The sequence below is a fragment of the Trichococcus flocculiformis genome (assembly GCF_963662535.1).
GTDB lineage: Bacteria > Bacillota > Bacilli > Lactobacillales > Aerococcaceae > Trichococcus > Trichococcus flocculiformis.
In genome coordinates this window covers 1,395,953-1,412,619 of sequence record NZ_OY759718.1, presented here as the reverse complement: position 1 = coordinate 1,412,619, position 16,667 = coordinate 1,395,953, and the positions used below count along the sequence as shown (strand labels likewise).

Annotated in this window: 17 protein-coding genes; 1 reads left to right on the top strand and 16 read right to left on the bottom strand. The window is 45.5% G+C overall.

Features of this window, described 5'->3' with window-relative positions:
- Positions 1-35: 35 nt before the first annotated feature.
- From ACKPCD_RS06830 to spxA, 3 genes are all read right to left on the bottom strand, one after another.
- Positions 36-1,202, bottom strand: coding sequence for a competence protein CoiA (locus tag ACKPCD_RS06830; protein ID WP_321434460.1), 1,167 nt, complete (start codon positions 1,200-1,202; stop codon positions 36-38).
- Between the two features lie 92 nt (positions 1,203-1,294).
- A complete protein-coding gene (locus tag ACKPCD_RS06825) occupies positions 1,295-1,957 on the bottom strand; it encodes an adaptor protein MecA (protein ID WP_321434459.1) in 663 nt (220 codons plus the stop codon).
- 194 nt (positions 1,958-2,151) lie between these two features.
- The gene (gene spxA, locus ACKPCD_RS06820) at positions 2,152-2,550 is read right to left on the bottom strand and encodes a transcriptional regulator SpxA (protein ID WP_068559948.1); all 399 of its coding nucleotides are present in this window, start codon (positions 2,548-2,550) and stop codon (positions 2,152-2,154) included.
- A 388-nt stretch (positions 2,551-2,938) separates the two neighbouring features.
- On the opposite strand from spxA, the gene trpS reads away from it, so the two are divergent.
- Positions 2,939-3,931, top strand: a complete 993-nt coding sequence (gene trpS, locus ACKPCD_RS06815) for a tryptophan--tRNA ligase (protein ID WP_086988312.1) — start codon at positions 2,939-2,941, stop codon at positions 3,929-3,931.
- Positions 3,932-4,217: 286 nt separating this feature from the next.
- On the opposite strand, the gene ACKPCD_RS06810 is transcribed toward trpS, so the two are convergent.
- The 13 genes from ACKPCD_RS06810 to thrS all read right to left on the bottom strand — a co-directional run bounded on the left by ACKPCD_RS06810 (position 4,218) and on the right by thrS (position 16,046).
- Entirely contained in the window at positions 4,218-5,225 is a 1,008-nt protein-coding gene (locus ACKPCD_RS06810) for a lipoate--protein ligase (protein ID WP_321434458.1), read from the bottom strand.
- Positions 5,226-5,287: 62 nt separating this feature from the next.
- The gene (locus tag ACKPCD_RS06805) at positions 5,288-6,028 is read right to left on the bottom strand and encodes an MBL fold metallo-hydrolase (protein ID WP_321434457.1); all 741 of its coding nucleotides are present in this window, start codon (positions 6,026-6,028) and stop codon (positions 5,288-5,290) included.
- 241 nt (positions 6,029-6,269) lie between these two features.
- A complete protein-coding gene (hemG, locus tag ACKPCD_RS06800; RefSeq protein WP_321434456.1) occupies positions 6,270-7,697 on the bottom strand; it encodes a protoporphyrinogen oxidase in 1,428 nt (475 codons plus the stop codon).
- Positions 7,698-7,815: 118 nt separating this feature from the next.
- On the bottom strand, positions 7,816-8,901 hold the full coding sequence (locus tag ACKPCD_RS06795; protein WP_288925911.1) for a M42 family metallopeptidase: 1,086 nt from the start codon (positions 8,899-8,901) through the stop codon (positions 7,816-7,818).
- 111 nt (positions 8,902-9,012) lie between these two features.
- Positions 9,013-9,372 (bottom strand): 50S ribosomal protein L20, encoded by a 360-nt coding sequence (gene rplT / locus ACKPCD_RS06790; RefSeq protein WP_068559936.1) that lies wholly within the window; start codon positions 9,370-9,372, stop codon positions 9,013-9,015.
- 56 nt (positions 9,373-9,428) lie between these two features.
- Positions 9,429-9,629, bottom strand: coding sequence for a 50S ribosomal protein L35 (gene rpmI / locus ACKPCD_RS06785; protein ID WP_068559934.1), 201 nt, complete (start codon positions 9,627-9,629; stop codon positions 9,429-9,431).
- A 30-nt stretch (positions 9,630-9,659) separates the two neighbouring features.
- Positions 9,660-10,163: a translation initiation factor IF-3 gene (gene infC, locus ACKPCD_RS06780; protein WP_068559932.1), complete on the bottom strand. Its 504-nt coding sequence runs from the start codon at positions 10,161-10,163 to the stop codon at positions 9,660-9,662.
- A gap of 262 nt (positions 10,164-10,425) precedes the next feature.
- Complete coding sequence (folK, locus tag ACKPCD_RS06775; RefSeq protein WP_321434455.1) at positions 10,426-10,926, bottom strand: 2-amino-4-hydroxy-6-hydroxymethyldihydropteridine diphosphokinase; 501 nt, start codon at positions 10,924-10,926, stop codon at positions 10,426-10,428.
- Between the two features lie 4 nt (positions 10,927-10,930).
- The gene (gene folB / locus ACKPCD_RS06770) at positions 10,931-11,299 is read right to left on the bottom strand and encodes a dihydroneopterin aldolase (protein ID WP_068559928.1); all 369 of its coding nucleotides are present in this window, start codon (positions 11,297-11,299) and stop codon (positions 10,931-10,933) included.
- A complete protein-coding gene (gene folP, locus ACKPCD_RS06765) occupies positions 11,292-12,071 on the bottom strand; it encodes a dihydropteroate synthase (RefSeq protein ID WP_083546429.1) in 780 nt (259 codons plus the stop codon). The genes folB and folP overlap by 8 nt, the downstream gene beginning before the upstream one ends.
- Positions 12,072-12,156: 85 nt before the next feature.
- Complete coding sequence (gene folE, locus ACKPCD_RS06760) at positions 12,157-12,714, bottom strand: GTP cyclohydrolase I FolE (RefSeq protein WP_288924932.1); 558 nt, start codon at positions 12,712-12,714, stop codon at positions 12,157-12,159.
- 18 nt (positions 12,715-12,732) lie between these two features.
- Positions 12,733-13,923 (bottom strand): amidohydrolase, encoded by a 1,191-nt coding sequence (locus ACKPCD_RS06755; protein ID WP_288924931.1) that lies wholly within the window; start codon positions 13,921-13,923, stop codon positions 12,733-12,735.
- Between the two features lie 188 nt (positions 13,924-14,111).
- The gene (gene thrS / locus ACKPCD_RS06750) at positions 14,112-16,046 is read right to left on the bottom strand and encodes a threonine--tRNA ligase (protein ID WP_321434454.1); all 1,935 of its coding nucleotides are present in this window, start codon (positions 16,044-16,046) and stop codon (positions 14,112-14,114) included.
- Positions 16,047-16,667: the final 621 nt, after the last annotated feature.

The window sequence follows — 16,667 nt, the reverse complement described above, 5'->3', positions numbered from 1 at the left end:
AGGGCCGAAAGGGTACTGGCAAGAATATACAGATTCTAACTCAAACACGAATGATGATCCGTTTCATTTCTGTTCAACGGCTCGGATAGCAGGACCCATGCTTCCCTGCCAATGGCTGCGGCGTGGCCATCCTCGACCAACCGCATCATGAATTGGAGCAAGGGTTCCCATAGAAGTTCCATGTTGGCCTCCATCACAACACGTGTCCGGATTCTGTTCGTGCGTATACAAGTTGACAGCCACTCGAGAAGGTGTTTTTTTGTGAGAAGCTTTGCCGTTTCCGGATTACTGAAGTCTTTAAGAAGATAGTAACGCCAGATGTAGGCCGGCGTTCGGATGCCTAACGTTCGACAAGGTAACTCAAACAGGAATGCCGGCAAATGATACAAATCCTTCCGATCGAGATAGACCGCCAAAAGAAATTTCCGATGCTCCGGATCGGTTCGATACCGCAACAGATTGATATCCTTCGCCTGCATATGTTTGCGGTCAACGATTTTGCCGGCAGACGGCAGCAGCAAATCTTTGTACCCTGGCAAGCAACCTTTTGCGTAAAGACTTTCTAAAGCAACAACTTTAAGATCATCCACCGGAATCGCAATCTTCATAAAATGAAAGCGATCATCGCTTCTCAACTTTAGATGGTGATGGATGGCTATTTCATTCGCTGCTGTATCCAGAATACAAATCCAATTCCCGAGTGCATCGGAATGATTCAAGAATTGGCAGATCGACTGCGTTATTTTGATGCCCCCCGGTCGATAATGCGTTCCACAAATCCACCACACTTCGTAGCCGAATCTTTGGTACCCCTGTGTACGTGCCCTAAGATCGGCAGGCGAAATCGGACTGCATTGGTACTCCACAGCAATTTTCTTTCCATTTTCCAGAACCAGCAGGAGATCCGGACGCTGCTGCAATTCCGGAAGCCAACACTCCAAAGTGACAGCAACCCCTTCACGCCGAAATTTCTCCAGAAGCATTTGTTTTCCCATCAGGTGAGGAAGTGTTTCACCTTCCGAAAAAACGGCGCAATCCGATTGTTGGTGATGGGCAAAATGAGCGATCATGACATCCCCTTTTTTCAGCACCAACCTCCCCTTACAGGCCGGGCAATAATACTCCCCGATAGTTTTGCCTTTTTGTTTTGAGGCTTGATAAGCTGGAATCAATTCCCCACTTGCATTTCTAGCGATCAACATAAACAACCGCCCTTTCTTTCTGTTTCCCATAATATCCGCGAATGGACAAGAAAAAATCCGACCCAGTCGAGGGTCGGATCAGATTTTTTTATTTATTTGAAGTAATGTCTGGCTGATTCCAATGCGTTGTCTTGGATAACCAGCTTGCCGTATTCGCCAAGTATCTCAACAGCGATATCAGATTTCTCAGAAAATTCCAGCGCCTTCAAGATTTCGTTGTCGATATTCGTTTCCGTCATCTCATCTATGAAATAGACAACCGCCAAATAATACTGATTATCATAGTAGTAAAGCGAAGAGACGCCGCTCTCCAAAAACATCCGTTTCGCCAGCTCCAAAAAGTCGTCAAAACTCTGGAATTTGAATACGACTTCCAAAGGTGCCATATCCTCTTCTTCAGTAGCAGCAGCCGTTTTGTCACGTTCATTGAAACTCTTCGTCTGTTTTTTGATGTAATCCACTACATGCTCCAATTGATTGGAGCCATTCGCCATATCGAAGTCGTCTTCGTTATTCATCCCTTTACTGATGAATAACTCTAACCCATTTCCATTAGGCAGCACTTGGAAAGTAATTGCATCTGATTCATGAAATTGATTATCGACATCTACTTCCTCGAGGATGCTGTAAAAAAAGCTCTCGATTTGCTTTTGATTTCCTAATAAATCCAGAAAGGTGATACCTCTTTCCTCCAAATCAGAATTCTCAATCAAAACGCGAATTGTGTTTTCGTTGATGTTTTCCATTTCCATCATGCTTCACCCCACTTTTCTTTCCCTATTTTTCTTATACCCATTGTAAATCAAATCGCAAAAATGTAAAGACAAAAGCACAAAATCTTTCAACTTCTCATTTACTTTCTCATCTATTCGTTTCTTTCCGTAAAAAAGACAAGTACAACCGTTTTTCCGGTGCACTTGTCTGTTGATTCTTTTTTGATTGCTTTTGACTAGAAGTTTGCCAATCTTTGCGCTTTTTGTAATTCCAGCGCGCGGACTTCCCTTGGCAAGAAACGACGGATTTCATCTTCGTTGTATCCCACTTGCAAACGTTTTTCGTCCAAAATGATCGGACGACGCAACAGACCGGGATTATCCTCGATCAAAGTGAATAATGTATTTAAAGGTAATTCGTCTAAGTCGATGTTAAGTTCTTGGAATGCTTTGGATCGAGTGGAAATAATCTCCTCAGTGCCTTCTTCAGTCATTTTTAGGATGCTCTTGATTTCAATTTCTGTCAAAGGTTCGGAGAATATATTCCTTTCAGTATAAGGGATGTTATTTTCTTCTAGCCATGCACGTGCCTTGCGACATGAGGTACAACTTGGGGAAGTATATAATGTTACCATCTCTGATCTCTCCTTTATTCGTAAGTTTTGTTTGTGAATCACTTACAAGACTTATTATAAACCAATCTAAGCACAATAGCTATCCTTTTTTTAAGGACTCTACAAATTTCAGACACATTTCAGACACATTTACACTTTTTTAAAGTCAGCAAAAACATTGTGAAACCTTTATTTAAAGGCTTTTTTACATCGGGTACCTTTCTTATGAAACTTTATAATTTATAATAAATATCGTTTGATAATTATTTTTTTCCGAATTCAGCCTAATTAATAAAAACGCTTCCACTCGTTCCGCAATCGTTCAACTTTGTGCATTCGAATAAAATCGTGAATACAAGCCGGATTTGCGTTATAATAAAAAGTGACGTACTTAACCTAGGAGGCATTTATGAAAAAGAAAATATTTTCCGGCGTTCAGCCCAGCGGCATCCCGACAATCGGGAACTATATCGGAGCGATGAAGCAATTTGTGCAGCGTCAAGAAGATTATGACTGCACCTACTGCATCGTAAACCAGCATGCGATTACCGTTCCACAAGATCCAGCCACCCTTACAGAAAGGACACGTGGGTTGGCAGCTCTTTATCTGGCGCTTGGAATCGATCCGAACAAATCGACTATTTTCATCCAATCGGAAGTCCCTGCGCATGCTCAAGCAGCTTGGATCGTCCAATGCAACACTTACTTGGGCGAATTGGAGAGAATGACCCAATTCAAAGATAAATCTTCCAAACAAGAGACCGTTTCGGCCGGATTACTGACTTACCCTCCATTGATGGTAGCTGATATCATCCTTTACAATACGGATTTCGTCCCTGTTGGCGAAGACCAGAAGCAGCACATGGAATTGACAAGGGACTTTGTGCAACGTTTCAACAACAAGTATGGAAAAGGCAACAAAATCCTGTCGATGCCGGAACCGATGATTCCAGAAGACGGCGGACGGATCATGAGCATCCAAGACCCTACCAGCAAAATGAGCAAATCCGACAAGAATACCAAAGGATACATTTCCTTACTGGATGAGCCAAAAGTCATCCGCAAAAAAATCAAGAGTGCCGTCACCGACTCAAGCGGCATCATCGAATACGATAAAGAAAACAAGCCTGGCATCTCGAATTTGTTGACGATTTTCTCGGCCTTCACCGATAAATCGATTGATGAATTGGTCAAAGAATTTGCCGGTTCAGGTTACGGTAATTTCAAAGAAAAATTGGCGGATGCCATCATCGCTGAATTGGAACCAATGCAGATTCGTTATTATGAGCTATTGAGTTCCAAAGAACTGGATGACATTTTGGATGCAGGAGCTAAACAAGCGAATGCAGTTGCTTCGGAAACACTGAGACGCATGGAAACAGCAATCGGCCTCCACAGATAATTAGAAAAGCGGTACAAGCCCGTTCTGACTCGAAAGAAATTTAGGAAATCTGGCCTCGCAACGTTCCCTGCGGTCACCTTGTACTGGGAATCTAAGGGATGAATCCCTAAGACTCCCATGCAAATGAGCATCGCAGAGCGCAATGGGTCAGATTTATCTAATTTCCGAGAGGCAGGCTTGGACTGCTAGCCATTATTTTTGATGAAGGTAAAGCTGAACTGGTTCGTTTAGCCATAAAGATCTAAAAGAGAAGCTCCGCAAACATTGCGGGGCCTCTCTTTCTTTATCAGTACAACTCTTCTAACAACTCTTCGGCTGTCACATTGCCGAAGTATTTCTTGATGTCAAGTTCATTCAGTTTGTCCAGGATGTCCTGTTTGGCATATTTGACGCCAATAAACGCTTCTTCAACATCTTTGATTTCACCCAATCCGAAGAAATCACCAAAAATCTTCAACTGTTGGATATGCCCCTCTTCAACATTCAAGCGGACTTCAATGGAGCCGATGGGGAAGCGATGATGTTTTTGGATTTCGAATTTAGGCGATTTACCGTAATTCCAATCCCAGTTGCCAAAGTACTCTTCCCGGATTTCATATACGCGTTTCCAATCTTCATCGGTCAAGTGGTACTCTTTTACTTCTTCACGCGTTTCGACATCAAAAATAGACAGCAGCATCAAGTCACGGAATTGTTCCGTAGTCAGATTTTGATAAGCCTCATCAACAAATGGTTTGATGTTGGTCACGCGGCTGCGGATCGACTTGATCCCTTTCGATTCGATTTTCTCTTTGCGCGGTTTCAACGCACTCGTTACGGCATCCAAATCAGAGTCGAATAGGATCGTCCCATGGGCCGTCATTCTTCCGTTTGTCGCGTACATGGCATTCCCTGAGAATTTTTTTTCTCCGATAACCAAGTCGTTTCTTCCTTTTAATTCAGCTTCCTTGACGCCTACGCTGTGCAAAAAGGAAATGACCGGCTTAGTGAATTTTCCGAAATCGCGGAAAGAATCGCCATCATCTTTCGTGATGAAGCAGAATGAAAAGTTACCTAGGTCGTGGTATACTGCGCCCCCTCCGGACATGCGGCGGACGATATGGATTTTATTTGCTTCGACATAGTCAGCATTGATTTCTTCGATCGTATTCTGATTGCGTCCGATGATGATCGACGGTTCATTTATATAGAACAACAGAATCGGCTCGTCCAAGATCTTTTCCTTCAATAAAAATGTCTCCAACGCAATATTAACGCTTGGATCCAACTGTCCTTGATTATCTACAAAATACATATGCCTGTTCCTCTCCCATTCTTCATTATGATTTGTTGTTTCATTCCGGATTCTGAATCCGGTCAGATGGTGATGATCCGATCTTTTTCAGCCAACGTCACGGACACGGATGGAGCAGCCTCTTTCGCTTGGTCCAGGAGCACAGACAGCGTACCTTTTTGCGGCAAATGAGTCAGGATCAATTGTTTGACCGCGGCTTCTTCAGCTAACGTCCCGACTTCGCCTGCAGTCATATGTGCATGGTGACGCTCGTTTCCGTTGAACAGATTGGCATCAGCCAAGAACAGGTCAGCATCCTTCACGAAAGGCACAAATGCCGGTAAATAGGCTGAATCCGCCCCGAAAACGAAGACTTTTCCGGTTGCGATTTCCTCGATCCGCAACGCATAGCACGGAACCGGATGGACGGTTTTCAAAAAACGGATCCGGAAAGGTCCCAACTCCAACGTTTCTTCCGGAGCATAGGCAATCCCTTCGCTCACCCCCGGCATCTCCAACAAGCGGAAAAATTCCGATTCGACATGACCGTATATCGGCAATATTTTTTTAGATTTACCGACTGCAGGCTCTTTCAGCTGGAAAGTGTACTGCAGAACACCCAAATCCGCAATGTGATCCGCGTGATAATGGGTCAAAATGACCGCATCCAAATCCAACGGATCCAGATGATGTTCCAGAGACAATAAAGCATTGCTGCCGACATCAATCAATAGTTTAAAGTTATCGGATGTCAGCAGATAAGCTGTCGTACCGACATCTTTTGTAGGATAGCCACCCATGCAGCCCAAAATAGTCAATTCCATTAAACATCCTCCAATCCAATATCTGATAAGCAAAGAATCTTATTCAGATTATAACATGCCTTCAGCTTTCGACAATCGAAAATCATTTCACCCCTGTAGAAAGAAACAGTTTTCCGGTAAATAGGTAACAGTTAAACATCATTGGATTTATTATAGCACCAAACAAAAATAAACACTATATGAATTTAAAAAACAGTCCACCCTCCTTTGTAATCATACAGATAGGCGAACTGTTTCATTTTTAATTCGGACTGTTGTTCTTTTCCATTTCTTTCATGTAGCGGATCGCCTCATAAGCCAAACGTTTTCCCTCTATGATGGCATTTTCCATTCCATAACCCATCATTCCGTTCCCTCCGACAAAAACGCCTCTTTTTGCATACTCTCTATCGACTGGATAATCATCATCCAGCATCTCTTGTCTTTGCTGCAGACTGAAATGCGGTACGGCTTTTTCCCAGCGATAAAAAATGACCTGTAGAGGTTCTTCAGCCAAAGTCAAAATTTCCTTCACTTCATTCTTGATGATCTCCATCACGAGAGCATCAGCTAATTCTATCAAGGTTTCTTCCAAACGTCTGCCGAATTCCACAAGTATATAATAGTGTTCAGCCTGCTCAAGCAACGGCCATTTGTTGTTCAGGACAACAACCTTGGTAGTATGATAGGAACTTTTTCGCGGAATCACAAATCCTTGTCCCTCAGGCGGATTTTTGACTGCTGTTTTGTTTATTTTGAAAAAAACGGTTCCGACACTGGTACTTTCGGCTTTCGGGATAGCAACCTCACTGGTAAGACCTTCCAAAAAACTTAAGGATTCCTGAGGGTTTGTTGTGACGAGAACACTTCCGGCACGCATGGATTCACGTCCATTCAATTCAATCAGCAGCAAGTCTTCCGCAACACTGCTCAATGATTTCACTTTCTGATTCACATACAGATGGCCTTCCGAGTGCTGGGCCAAAGATTTGATTAAGGTTGTCAGTCCGCCTTTGAAGGTATACTCCTGACCGGATCCATCCGCAAAACGCAACAACTGTTCTTTTTTATTTTTTCCGATATGTGCCCTTCCGAAAATGGTCACCAAATTGTCATCGAACAATTTTACCGGCATTAATTCCATAGAGCCGTAGACGCTATCAGGATAATAGGGCTCAGCCATATAGTCGACCACTTCCCGTCCCAAACGAAATTCCAAAAAGTTGTCGGTTGAATACTCAGGGTTCTCATGCAAGTTTTTGGACAAAAACAGACTATTCATGAACGCTCGGAGCTTTGCATCAAAGGTCAATCCATTGGCTTGCCAAATACCATTCGGAAAAAGTGGTATGCCGTGGTAGGTAGACATAACGTCATCGATGACTGCATTCCCATCGAACAACACCAGTTTCCCACCTTTGCTGAATTGAATTTCGCTTTCCAAGCCTAATTCCCGAAAAAACCCGGAAATATCCGCTCGCCTTGAATCGAAAGCTGATGCGCCTACATCAAACGCATACCCGTCCATCTCAATCGTATGGATCATACCGCCCACTGCGGATCGATCCTCCAGAACGACATACTCAAACGGAAGGTTTTGTTTCCGGATGGCTTTATCGATTTCATAAGCAGCTGTCAATCCTCTAAGTCCACCGCCGATGATTACGATACGTCGCTTCAACTTCTCCATCCTTCCATCCCCTCCTCTTGCTTTCTTGACACCTACTTTATCACTATCTATATCTTACTCTATCACTCCGCAAAAATATGTGGATATTTTTTGACAGATGTCCATGTTTTGCATATTGTCAGACGTTTTCGCGGATCTGTCTGACTGTTTCCGCATCCAAACGTTTGACTATTTCAGTGACTAATTTGACTGCGTTCAAATAGTCATCCTCATGGATCATGGAAGTGTGTGAATGCAGGTATCGTACCGGAACAGTAATAGCAAAAGATGGAATACCATCCAGGCTCTGATGCTGAGCACCAGCATCTGTTCCGCCACCTGTGATGACCGTGTACTGGAACGGAATTTCACATTCTTCGGCAACACCAACAATAAAATCGCGTAAACCACGATGCGGGATCATCGATGCATCATAAATCAATAATTGCGGCCCTTTGCCTAATTCGGAATCCGCTTCTTGAGGCGTCATTCCCGGCGTATCTCCAGCAGTTCCTGTATCCAAAGCAAAGGCGATGTCCGGACGGATCATATGTGTGGCTGTCTTTGCACCACGCAGCCCCACTTCCTCCTGAGCATTGCCGCCACTGAAAATTATATTCGGATGCGCAGTATTTGCAAGATTTTCCAATACTTTCAGTGCAACGGCAAGTCCGATGCGGTTATCCCAAGCTTTCGCTAAAAGAAATTTGGAATTGTTCATGCGTTTGAAAGAAATGTATGGCGTGATCATATCGCCAGGTTTGATGCCCCATTCCGCTACTTGCTCCTTCGAAGAAGCACCGATATCGATGAACATATCTTTAATTTCATAAGGTTTTTTGCGCGCTTCCGGCGTCAGTACATGTGGCGGTTTACAACCGATGACTCCGTGGCAACGTTCGCCTTTAGAGTTGGTGATTTCCACTTGTTGGGCCAGCATGACCTGATTCCACCATCCACCTAATGTTTGGAATTTGACGAATCCCTTCTCGGTGATACTTGTGACCATGAACCCGACTTCATCCAAGTGCCCCGCCAATAAAATGGTTGGCCCTTCTTCCGCCCCTGTATGTTTGGCAAAGAGCCCGCCCAATCCGTCCTGCGAAAAACTTTCGGCGAAAGGTTCCGCGTAGCGTCTAAAAACTTCTCGGACCTCCCCTTCATTGCCTGGAACGCCTCTCGCATCCGTCAAATCGATCAGCATTTGTAATTCTTTCTCTTCCAAAATGATACCCCCATTGATTTAGTGACATAAAATAAGTATAGCATTTACTGCAAGAAAAACAAAAAATCGCCGCACTCCCAGTCAATGACCGGGGAGGCAGCGATTCAAAAATTATTTAGCCAAAGCAGCTTTAGCTTGCTCAGCTACTGCAGCGAATGCCGCAGCGTCTGTAACAGCCAAATCAGCCAACATTTTACGGTTCATTTCGATACCAGCAAGTTTCAATCCGTGGATCAAAGTGCTGTAGCTCATGCCGTTGATACGAGCAGCCGCGTTGATACGGGCAATCCATAATCTACGGAAGTCGCGTTTCTTTTGACGACGGTCTCTGTAAGCATAAGTATAAGATTTCATTACTTGTTCTTTAGCTGTTTTGAATAATGTATGTTTTGAACCGTAATAACCTTTAGATAATTTAATAATCTTTTTGCGGCGTTTACGGGTTACTGTCCCACCTTTAACACGTGGCATAGTGATTTCCTCCTTATTAGAACCATGGTTCTATCTCTTATTGTTGTTATTTAGAATTATTTCATTTGTGATAATTGTTGGCTGATACGTTTGATATCAGATGCGCTAACCATTGAAGCTTGACGCAATTGACGTCTTTGTTTCTTCGTTTTTCCGTGGAATCTATGGCTTGTAAAAGCGCTCCAACGTTTTAGTCCGCCGTTACCAGTTCTTTTGAAACGTTTAGCTGAACCACGGTGAGTTTTTTGTTTTGGCATTTGTCTTTCCTCCTAAATTAAGTTACAAATTTATTTATCGGCTTTGGGTGCCAACATCAAGAACATGCTTCTTCCGTCCATTTTAGGATGAGATTCAATCGTCGCAACGTCAGTAAGCTCAGAAGCAAGGCGATCAAGGACCCTTTGTCCGATTTCTTTGTGGGTGATCGCACGTCCTTTGAATCTAATCGATGCTTTCACTTTGTCACCTTTTTCCAAGAATTTGCGTGCATTCCGCAATTTCGTTTGAAAATCATTTTCGTCGATGGAAGGACTCAAGCGTACTTCTTTAAGGCTTACCACTTTTTGGTTTTTACGGGCTTCACGTTCACGTTTTTGTTGATCGAAACGGAACTTGCCGTAATCCATAATACGGGCAACGGGCGGGTTTGCATTTGGCGATACCAAAACTAAATCTAAATTAGCTGCTTCTGCAATCTGCAATGCATCACTTTTCGATTTGACTCCTAGTTGCTCGCCGTCACTACCGATGATGCGTAGTTCGCGGGCACGGATGCCGTCGTTAACCATCATATCTTTTGCTATGGTCGTTCACCTCCATGATATTTGAGAGAAAGAACGCAGAAAAAAGTCGGCGGGTCATACTAACCCCGCCGACAATACTCGCATTGCTGCAAGTTACTTGTACATATCTGGCCCAGGGACGCAATTGTCCACTTAGGCGAGAAGCGGGTGCCTCTGCTTAATTTCTCAACTTTTACAGTATACCTTGTTAAAATGAAAACGTCAAGAACATTTCAACAAAAATCTTCATTTTCAATATACGTTCAGACATTCAGGATTCCGGTGCGTATTTCCAGATTTCTTCGAGATCCTTCGCTGGCAATTCCGCCACTAATTCATTGACTGTCTTATTCCATTCCGGAACGACATACTCCGGATTCAGTTCCTGCAGCGGCAACAGTACGAAGGAGCGCTCCTGCATTCTCGGATGCGGCACAGTAAGCCGTTCTTCATCGATACTCTCCACTCCGTACAAAACAATGTCGACATCCAGGGTACGCGGTCCGAATCGAATCGTCCGTACTCTACCGAGCTCCTGTTCGATAGTTTGGCAGCTGTCCAGCAAATCCAAAGGTAACAATTCCGTTTCTGCTTCAAACACTAGGTTCAGAAAATCAGGCTGATCGAGATAGCCTACCGGTTTCGATTCATAAATGGAAGATACGCGCTTCACTTCGACACCCGACAAGGAGCGGAAAAGCTCCAAGGCTTTATCAAGATGGGCTGCACGCGGCTCCAGATTCGTGCCTAATGCAATGTACACGATAGGCATGCGCTTAGCTCCCTTCCCTTTCGCGGTAGATCTCCACCGCAACGGAATCGTAATGGCCGACGATCGGTGGATCCGGCTTGATCACTTTCACTTGGCAGGCTTGCAACCCATCAAAACGCGCAAACAAAGCGATGGCAATATGCTCGGCCAAAGCTTCGATCAGGTTGAAGTTTTCGCCCTCCACTACTGCTTTGACCGCCTTGTAGGCATGTCCGTAATGGATGGAATCCTCCATCTTGTCGCTGTAACCGGCTTTTTTTGTATCAGTATGCAGCACAACATCTACGTTAAAACGTTGTCCCAACACTTTTTCTTCCGCATTCAATCCATGGAAAGCATAGAACTGTAGATTATTCAAATAGATTTTATCCAATCGGGCTCTCTCCTTTTTTTAACATGATATCCATCATCCTTGCCATTTCCGCATTGGCCTTTACATTATGCACGCGGAATATTTGCGCACCGTTTACGATGCCTAATGCAGTCGTGGCGGCTGTCCCCAGATCGCGCTCCTTGAAGGGGATATCCCCCAATGCCGTTCCGATGAACCGTTTGCGGGACGTTCCCAGCAGCAACGGGTAGCCGAGATCCGCAAACCGCTTCAGATGATGGACCACATTCAGATTGTCTTCATAGGTTTTTCCGAATCCGCAGCCGGGATCGAGAATGATGTTTTCCCTTTTGACGCCTGCGGACACTGCGATCCGCACACTCTCCGCCAAATCAGTCAACATATCTTCGATCAAAAAGGCATAATCCGGCTTTTCCCGATTGTGCATCAAAATGATCGGCACATCAAATGACGCCGCCACAGCTGCAATCTGAGGATCGTATCTGCAGCCCCAAATGTCATTGATGATATCAATGCCGGCTTCGCAAGCCGCTCGAGCGACCGCCGACTTGTAAGTGTCGATTGAAAGCGGCACATCGACCGCTTTCTTTAGCGCTTCAATGACGGGCACAATCCGCGCAATCTCCTCTTCATCAGATATCTGCGTGTGACCAGGACGGGTGGATTCCCCGCCGATGTCGATGATATCGGCGCCATCAGCAACCATCTCCAGCGCGTGGGCGACAGCTTTTTCGACCGTGTTCCACTCTCCGCCATCGGAAAATGAATCCGGCGTCACGTTTAGGATTCCCATAATGTAACTGCGCTGTGACAGTTCATATACTTTCGTCTTTGTCGTTAATTTCAAGGTCCATTCTCCTCATCAGCGTGTACTTCGTTTAAAGTTTGATCAATTCCAGTACTTCACTTCTGGATTTGAAGGATTGCTTGAATCCACCACGGACTGCGGATGTCACAGTCTTGCTGCCCGGTTTTTTCACGCCGCGCATGGTCATGCACATATGCTCGGCTTCCAAAACGACCATGACTCCCTGCGGTTCCAGATGCTCCATCAGAATATCCGCAACCGTCGTCGTGATGCGCTCCTGTATCTGCGGTTTTTTGCTGACTTCATCCAGGATGCGGGCAAGTTTGCTCAAACCGATCACCTGTCCATCTTTCGGCATATAAGCGATATGCCCCACACCAAAAAACGGAACCAGATGATGTTCGCAAGTTGAATAGAAAGGAATATCCTTCACTAACACGATTTCGTCTGTATCTTCATGAAAGATCACTTTGGCGTGATCGGCTGGATCTTTTTCGAGACCGGAAAAAATTTCTGCATACATGCGCGCCACGCGCTTTGGTGTATCCTGCAACCCTGAGCGCTTCGGGTCTTCCCCGATCGCCTCCAAAATCATTTGGACAGCGACTTCTATCTTCTCTAAATCCATATTTATCCTCCTAAACGCTCATTTTGCGGATAACGCCGCAAGGGTGATGTCAGCGACTGCTTTAGCTGCGACCAATAGAGCTTTTTCATTGATGTCGAATTTTGGGTGATGATTATTGAACACTTCTGCCTGGTTCGGACGGGCACCGACATTCAGGAAAGCGCCGGGGATTTTCAACAGATACTGTCCGAAATCCTCCGCTCCAGTGTTGGCAGAAGTTGCGATGACTTGGTTCAAATAAGAACCGACACCGTTTTGTTCCAGAACAGCTACTGCTTTGGCAGTCTCTTTTGGATGGTTGTATAAAGGCGGGTAATCGGAGTTGTAGTCGATTTCTACCTTCACGTCATACATCTCCTCAAGACCGCGACCGATCCGGTGGAAGTGTTCCTCGATGACTTTTCCCACCTCAAGATCCATATAGCGGGCATCCCCGCGCAGAATCAGACTATCCTTGATGACATTACTGCTGCCGACCGCCTCGAAAGAGCCGATCGTCACGACAGCCATGTCATAAGGGTTGATGCGCCGGGAAACGATGGTCTGCAGGTTCATCACGAAACTGGAGGCCGCCACAATCGTATCATTGGAGCGATGCGGTTGCGAACCATGCCCGCCTGTCCCCTGGATCGTGACTTTGATGTCACTGCAGCCAGCGTAGGCGAATCCGCTCGTATAAAAGACGGTACCCACTTCATAGTCCGGATAGAAATGGATGCCATAGATTTCATCGACATCATCTAATAAGCCGGAGTCCATGATGCTCTTGGCACCGGCCGGAGCCATCTCTTCGGCATGTTGGTGCACAATTTTAACGGTTCCTTCCCATTGGTCCCGCAAGCGGATAAGACAATCCGCCAAGATCATCAGGTAAGCGGTATGCCCGTCATGGCCACAAGCATGCATGACACCGTGATTTTTCGATGCGAACGGCAGACCGGTCTGCTCCTCGATCTGGAGCGCATCGAAATCTGCCCGAAGCGCGATGGTCCGGCCGGGTTTATTTCCTTTGATCGTGACGATGATGCCATAGCCGTTCCCGACGTTCGTTTGTACATCAACCGATTTATTTTCATAGAAACGGGCGATGAACGCAGCCGTTTCTTTCTCGTCGAATGACAATTCAGGATGCTCGTGGAAATGACGGCGCAAAGCGATCATGTCATCTTCACGGCCATCCAGCATTTTCATCAATTCTTCTCTTAACATAAACCCTTCATCCCCTATCCAGCAAAATATACTAAAAAAATTTTATACTTGCCTAGTTATATAAGAAAATAAAGGCCCGGAACACAAACTGCCATGTTCCGGGCCTTCGTCAAGCTAACAGAATCAAAGCTACATCACTGAAACTTATTGTATCATGATTTGCTCAGAAAAATGTGGATTTGATAAGATTATTTGAAGTTTTTGATTTCAGATTGAATTTCAGCCAAGAAATCATCCATGCTGAAAGTAACCATTTCTTTCGAGCCGTAGCGGCGGACAGTGACGGTTCCGTTCACCAATTCCTGGTCACCGATGACCAATTGGTAAGGGATTTTTTGAGTCTGGGAAGCACGGATCTTGTAGCCCATCTTCTCGTTGCGGTCGTCGACTTCAACGCGCATACCCAACTGTTCCATTACGGTTTTCAGTTCAAAAGCTTGATCAGCATGCAGGTCCAAGTTTACAGGGATGATCGTCGCTTGGACAGGAGCCAACCATACCGGGAACGCACCTTTGTACTCTTCAATCAAATACGCCACAAAACGCTCCATTGTGGAAATGACACCTCGGTGAATAACGACTGGACGATGGTTATTTTCGCCGTCTTCGCCGACATAAGTCAGGTCGAAGCGCTCAGGCAACAGGAAGTCCAATTGAATCGTGGACATCGTTTCTTCCAATCCCATCGCTGTTTTGAACTGCACGTCCAATTTAGGGCCGTAAAACGCAGCTTCTCCGATAGCTTCGAAGTATTCAAGACCGAATTCATCCATCGCTTCCTTCAGCATCGCTTCCGCTTTATTCCACATATCATCATCATCAAAGTATTTCACTTTGTCTTCAGGATCGCGGTAGCTCAAACGGAAACGGTAATCAGTGATCTGGAAATCTGCATAAACATCCATGACCAACTGCAGTACGCGTTTGAACTCGTCCTTGATCTGATCCGGACGGACAAATGCATGGGCATCATTCAGAGTCATTTCACGCACGCGCTGCAATCCGGACAAAGCGCCACTCTTTTCGTAACGGTGCATCATACCCAACTCAGCGATGCGGATCGGCAATTCACGGTAGCTGTGGATATCGTTTTTATAGACCATCATATGATGCGGACAGTTCATCGGACGCAACACCAACATTTCGCCATCGCCCATATCCATCGGCGGGAACATATCTTCATGGTAGTGGTCCCAGTGGCCGGAAGTTTTGTACAATTCCACATTCGCCATGATCGGCGTGTAGACGTGCTGGTAACCCAGGCTCACTTCTTTGTCGACGATGTAACGCTCAAGCGTACGACGGATCGTCGCGCCTTTCGGCAACCAGAAAGGCAAACCGGAACCGACTTCAGGAGCGATCATGAACAGATCCAGCTCTTTGCCTAATTTACGGTGATCGCGTTCTTTTGCTTCTTCGCGCATTTTGATGAATTCAGCTAGGGCTTTCTTGTCGAAGAAGGCTGTTCCATAGACACGTTGCATCATTTTGTTGTTCGAGTTCCCTCTCCAGTAGGCACCCGCCAATGACAACAACTTGAAGACTTGGATTTTGCCTGTTGCCGGCACATGGACACCGCGGCAAAGGTCCGTGAAGTCCTCTTGCGTATAGACGGTGATGACGTCACCCTCAGGCAACGCAGTGATCAATTCGACTTTGTAAGGGTCATTTGCGAAGATTTCCAATGCTTCCGCACGGCTCACTTCACGTCTGACGATCGGATAGTTCGCCTTCACGATGTTCATCATTTCCGCTTCGACTTTCGGCAAGTCCTCTTCGGCAAGCTGCACTTCCATATCGGTATCGTAGTAGAAACCTGCTTCGATCGCTGGACCGACGCCGAAATGGATTTCCGGGAACAGGCGCGTCAGGGCATGCGCCATCAAATGGGCAGTCGAGTGGCGCAGGATACCCAATCCGTCTGCGTGATCCGGAGTCACGATTTCAAGCGAACCATCCGTCTCCAACTGACGTGTGAAGTCGACCAATTCCCCATTGAATTTTCCGGCCAAAGCTTTTTTGGCCAGGCTGTTGCTGATGCTTTTTGCTACTTCTTCCACTGTTACGCCGGATTCGAATACTTTTACGGCGCCGTCTGGAAAAGTGATTTTGATTTCTGACATGCTGATTCCTCCAGTTAATTAAATTCTGTACGTGCCTAAATGTTAAAAAAGGCAATAAAAAAAGCCCATCCCCAGCTTGTGCCGGAAATGGGACGTGTCTACGTGGTTCCACCCAAATTCAAAGAGTGCGACAGCCATCCGCTTAAGATTCTGCCTCATCCTTACTTGAACGCGATAACGAGCGTACCGTTTCCCCCTACTGAAGTTTCAGGGAATCTCTCGAAAGGGGTCGATACATGATTGATTAGGATGTTTCACCAAGCCATCCCTCGCTAAAAATCAGTTCATCCATCGGTGTCTTTCTCATCGATTTGTCTTTCGTTTCATCTGTAGTCCATTTAAACACAAAAAATAATTGTTTTCAAGCTTAAAATAAGAAAAGCTGAACGGGTTCGGTCAGCCCTGATTAAGGAAACACTGTGACCTAAACGGTCAAGTACTCTGATGTCACAGTGCGACATCAGAGGGCCTCACTACGAGACCAGTTGGATGGCCTGATGACAGGACTAAGCGATTGAAATCGCAAGAGTCATGACAATTTAGGAAATCGAGCCGCAACGTTCCCTACGGTCACCTTGTACTGGGACTCTAAGGGATGAATCCCTAAAAGTCCCATGCAAC

Coding starts and splice junctions, on each gene's coding strand:
- ACKPCD_RS06830 (WP_321434460.1), bottom strand. CDS start 1,202: ATGTTGATCGCTAGAAATGCAAGTGGGGAATTGATTCCAGCTTATCAA.
- ACKPCD_RS06825 (WP_321434459.1), bottom strand. CDS start 1,957: ATGATGGAAATGGAAAACATCAACGAAAACACAATTCGCGTTTTGATT.
- spxA (WP_068559948.1), bottom strand. CDS start 2,550: ATGGTAACATTATATACTTCCCCAAGTTGTACCTCATGTCGCAAGGCA.
- trpS (WP_086988312.1), top strand. CDS start 2,939: ATGAAAAAGAAAATATTTTCCGGCGTTCAGCCCAGCGGCATCCCGACA.
- ACKPCD_RS06810 (WP_321434458.1), bottom strand. CDS start 5,225: ATGTATTTTGTAGATAATCAAGGACAGTTGGATCCAAGCGTTAATATT.
- ACKPCD_RS06805 (WP_321434457.1), bottom strand. CDS start 6,028: ATGGAATTGACTATTTTGGGCTGCATGGGTGGCTATCCTACAAAAGAT.
- hemG (WP_321434456.1), bottom strand. CDS start 7,697: ATGGAGAAGTTGAAGCGACGTATCGTAATCATCGGCGGTGGACTTAGA.
- rplT (WP_068559936.1), bottom strand. CDS start 9,372: ATGCCACGTGTTAAAGGTGGGACAGTAACCCGTAAACGCCGCAAAAAG.
- rpmI (WP_068559934.1), bottom strand. CDS start 9,629: ATGCCAAAACAAAAAACTCACCGTGGTTCAGCTAAACGTTTCAAAAGA.
- infC (WP_068559932.1), bottom strand. CDS start 10,163: ATGATGGTTAACGACGGCATCCGTGCCCGCGAACTACGCATCATCGGT.
- folK (WP_321434455.1), bottom strand. CDS start 10,926: ATGCCTATCGTGTACATTGCATTAGGCACGAATCTGGAGCCGCGTGCA.
- folP (WP_083546429.1), bottom strand. CDS start 12,071: ATGGGAATCCTAAACGTGACGCCGGATTCATTTTCCGATGGCGGAGAG.
- folE (WP_288924932.1), bottom strand. CDS start 12,714: ATGGATTTAGAGAAGATAGAAGTCGCTGTCCAAATGATTTTGGAGGCG.
- ACKPCD_RS06755 (WP_288924931.1), bottom strand. CDS start 13,923: ATGTTAAGAGAAGAATTGATGAAAATGCTGGATGGCCGTGAAGATGAC.
- thrS (WP_321434454.1), bottom strand. CDS start 16,046: ATGTCAGAAATCAAAATCACTTTTCCAGACGGCGCCGTAAAAGTATTC.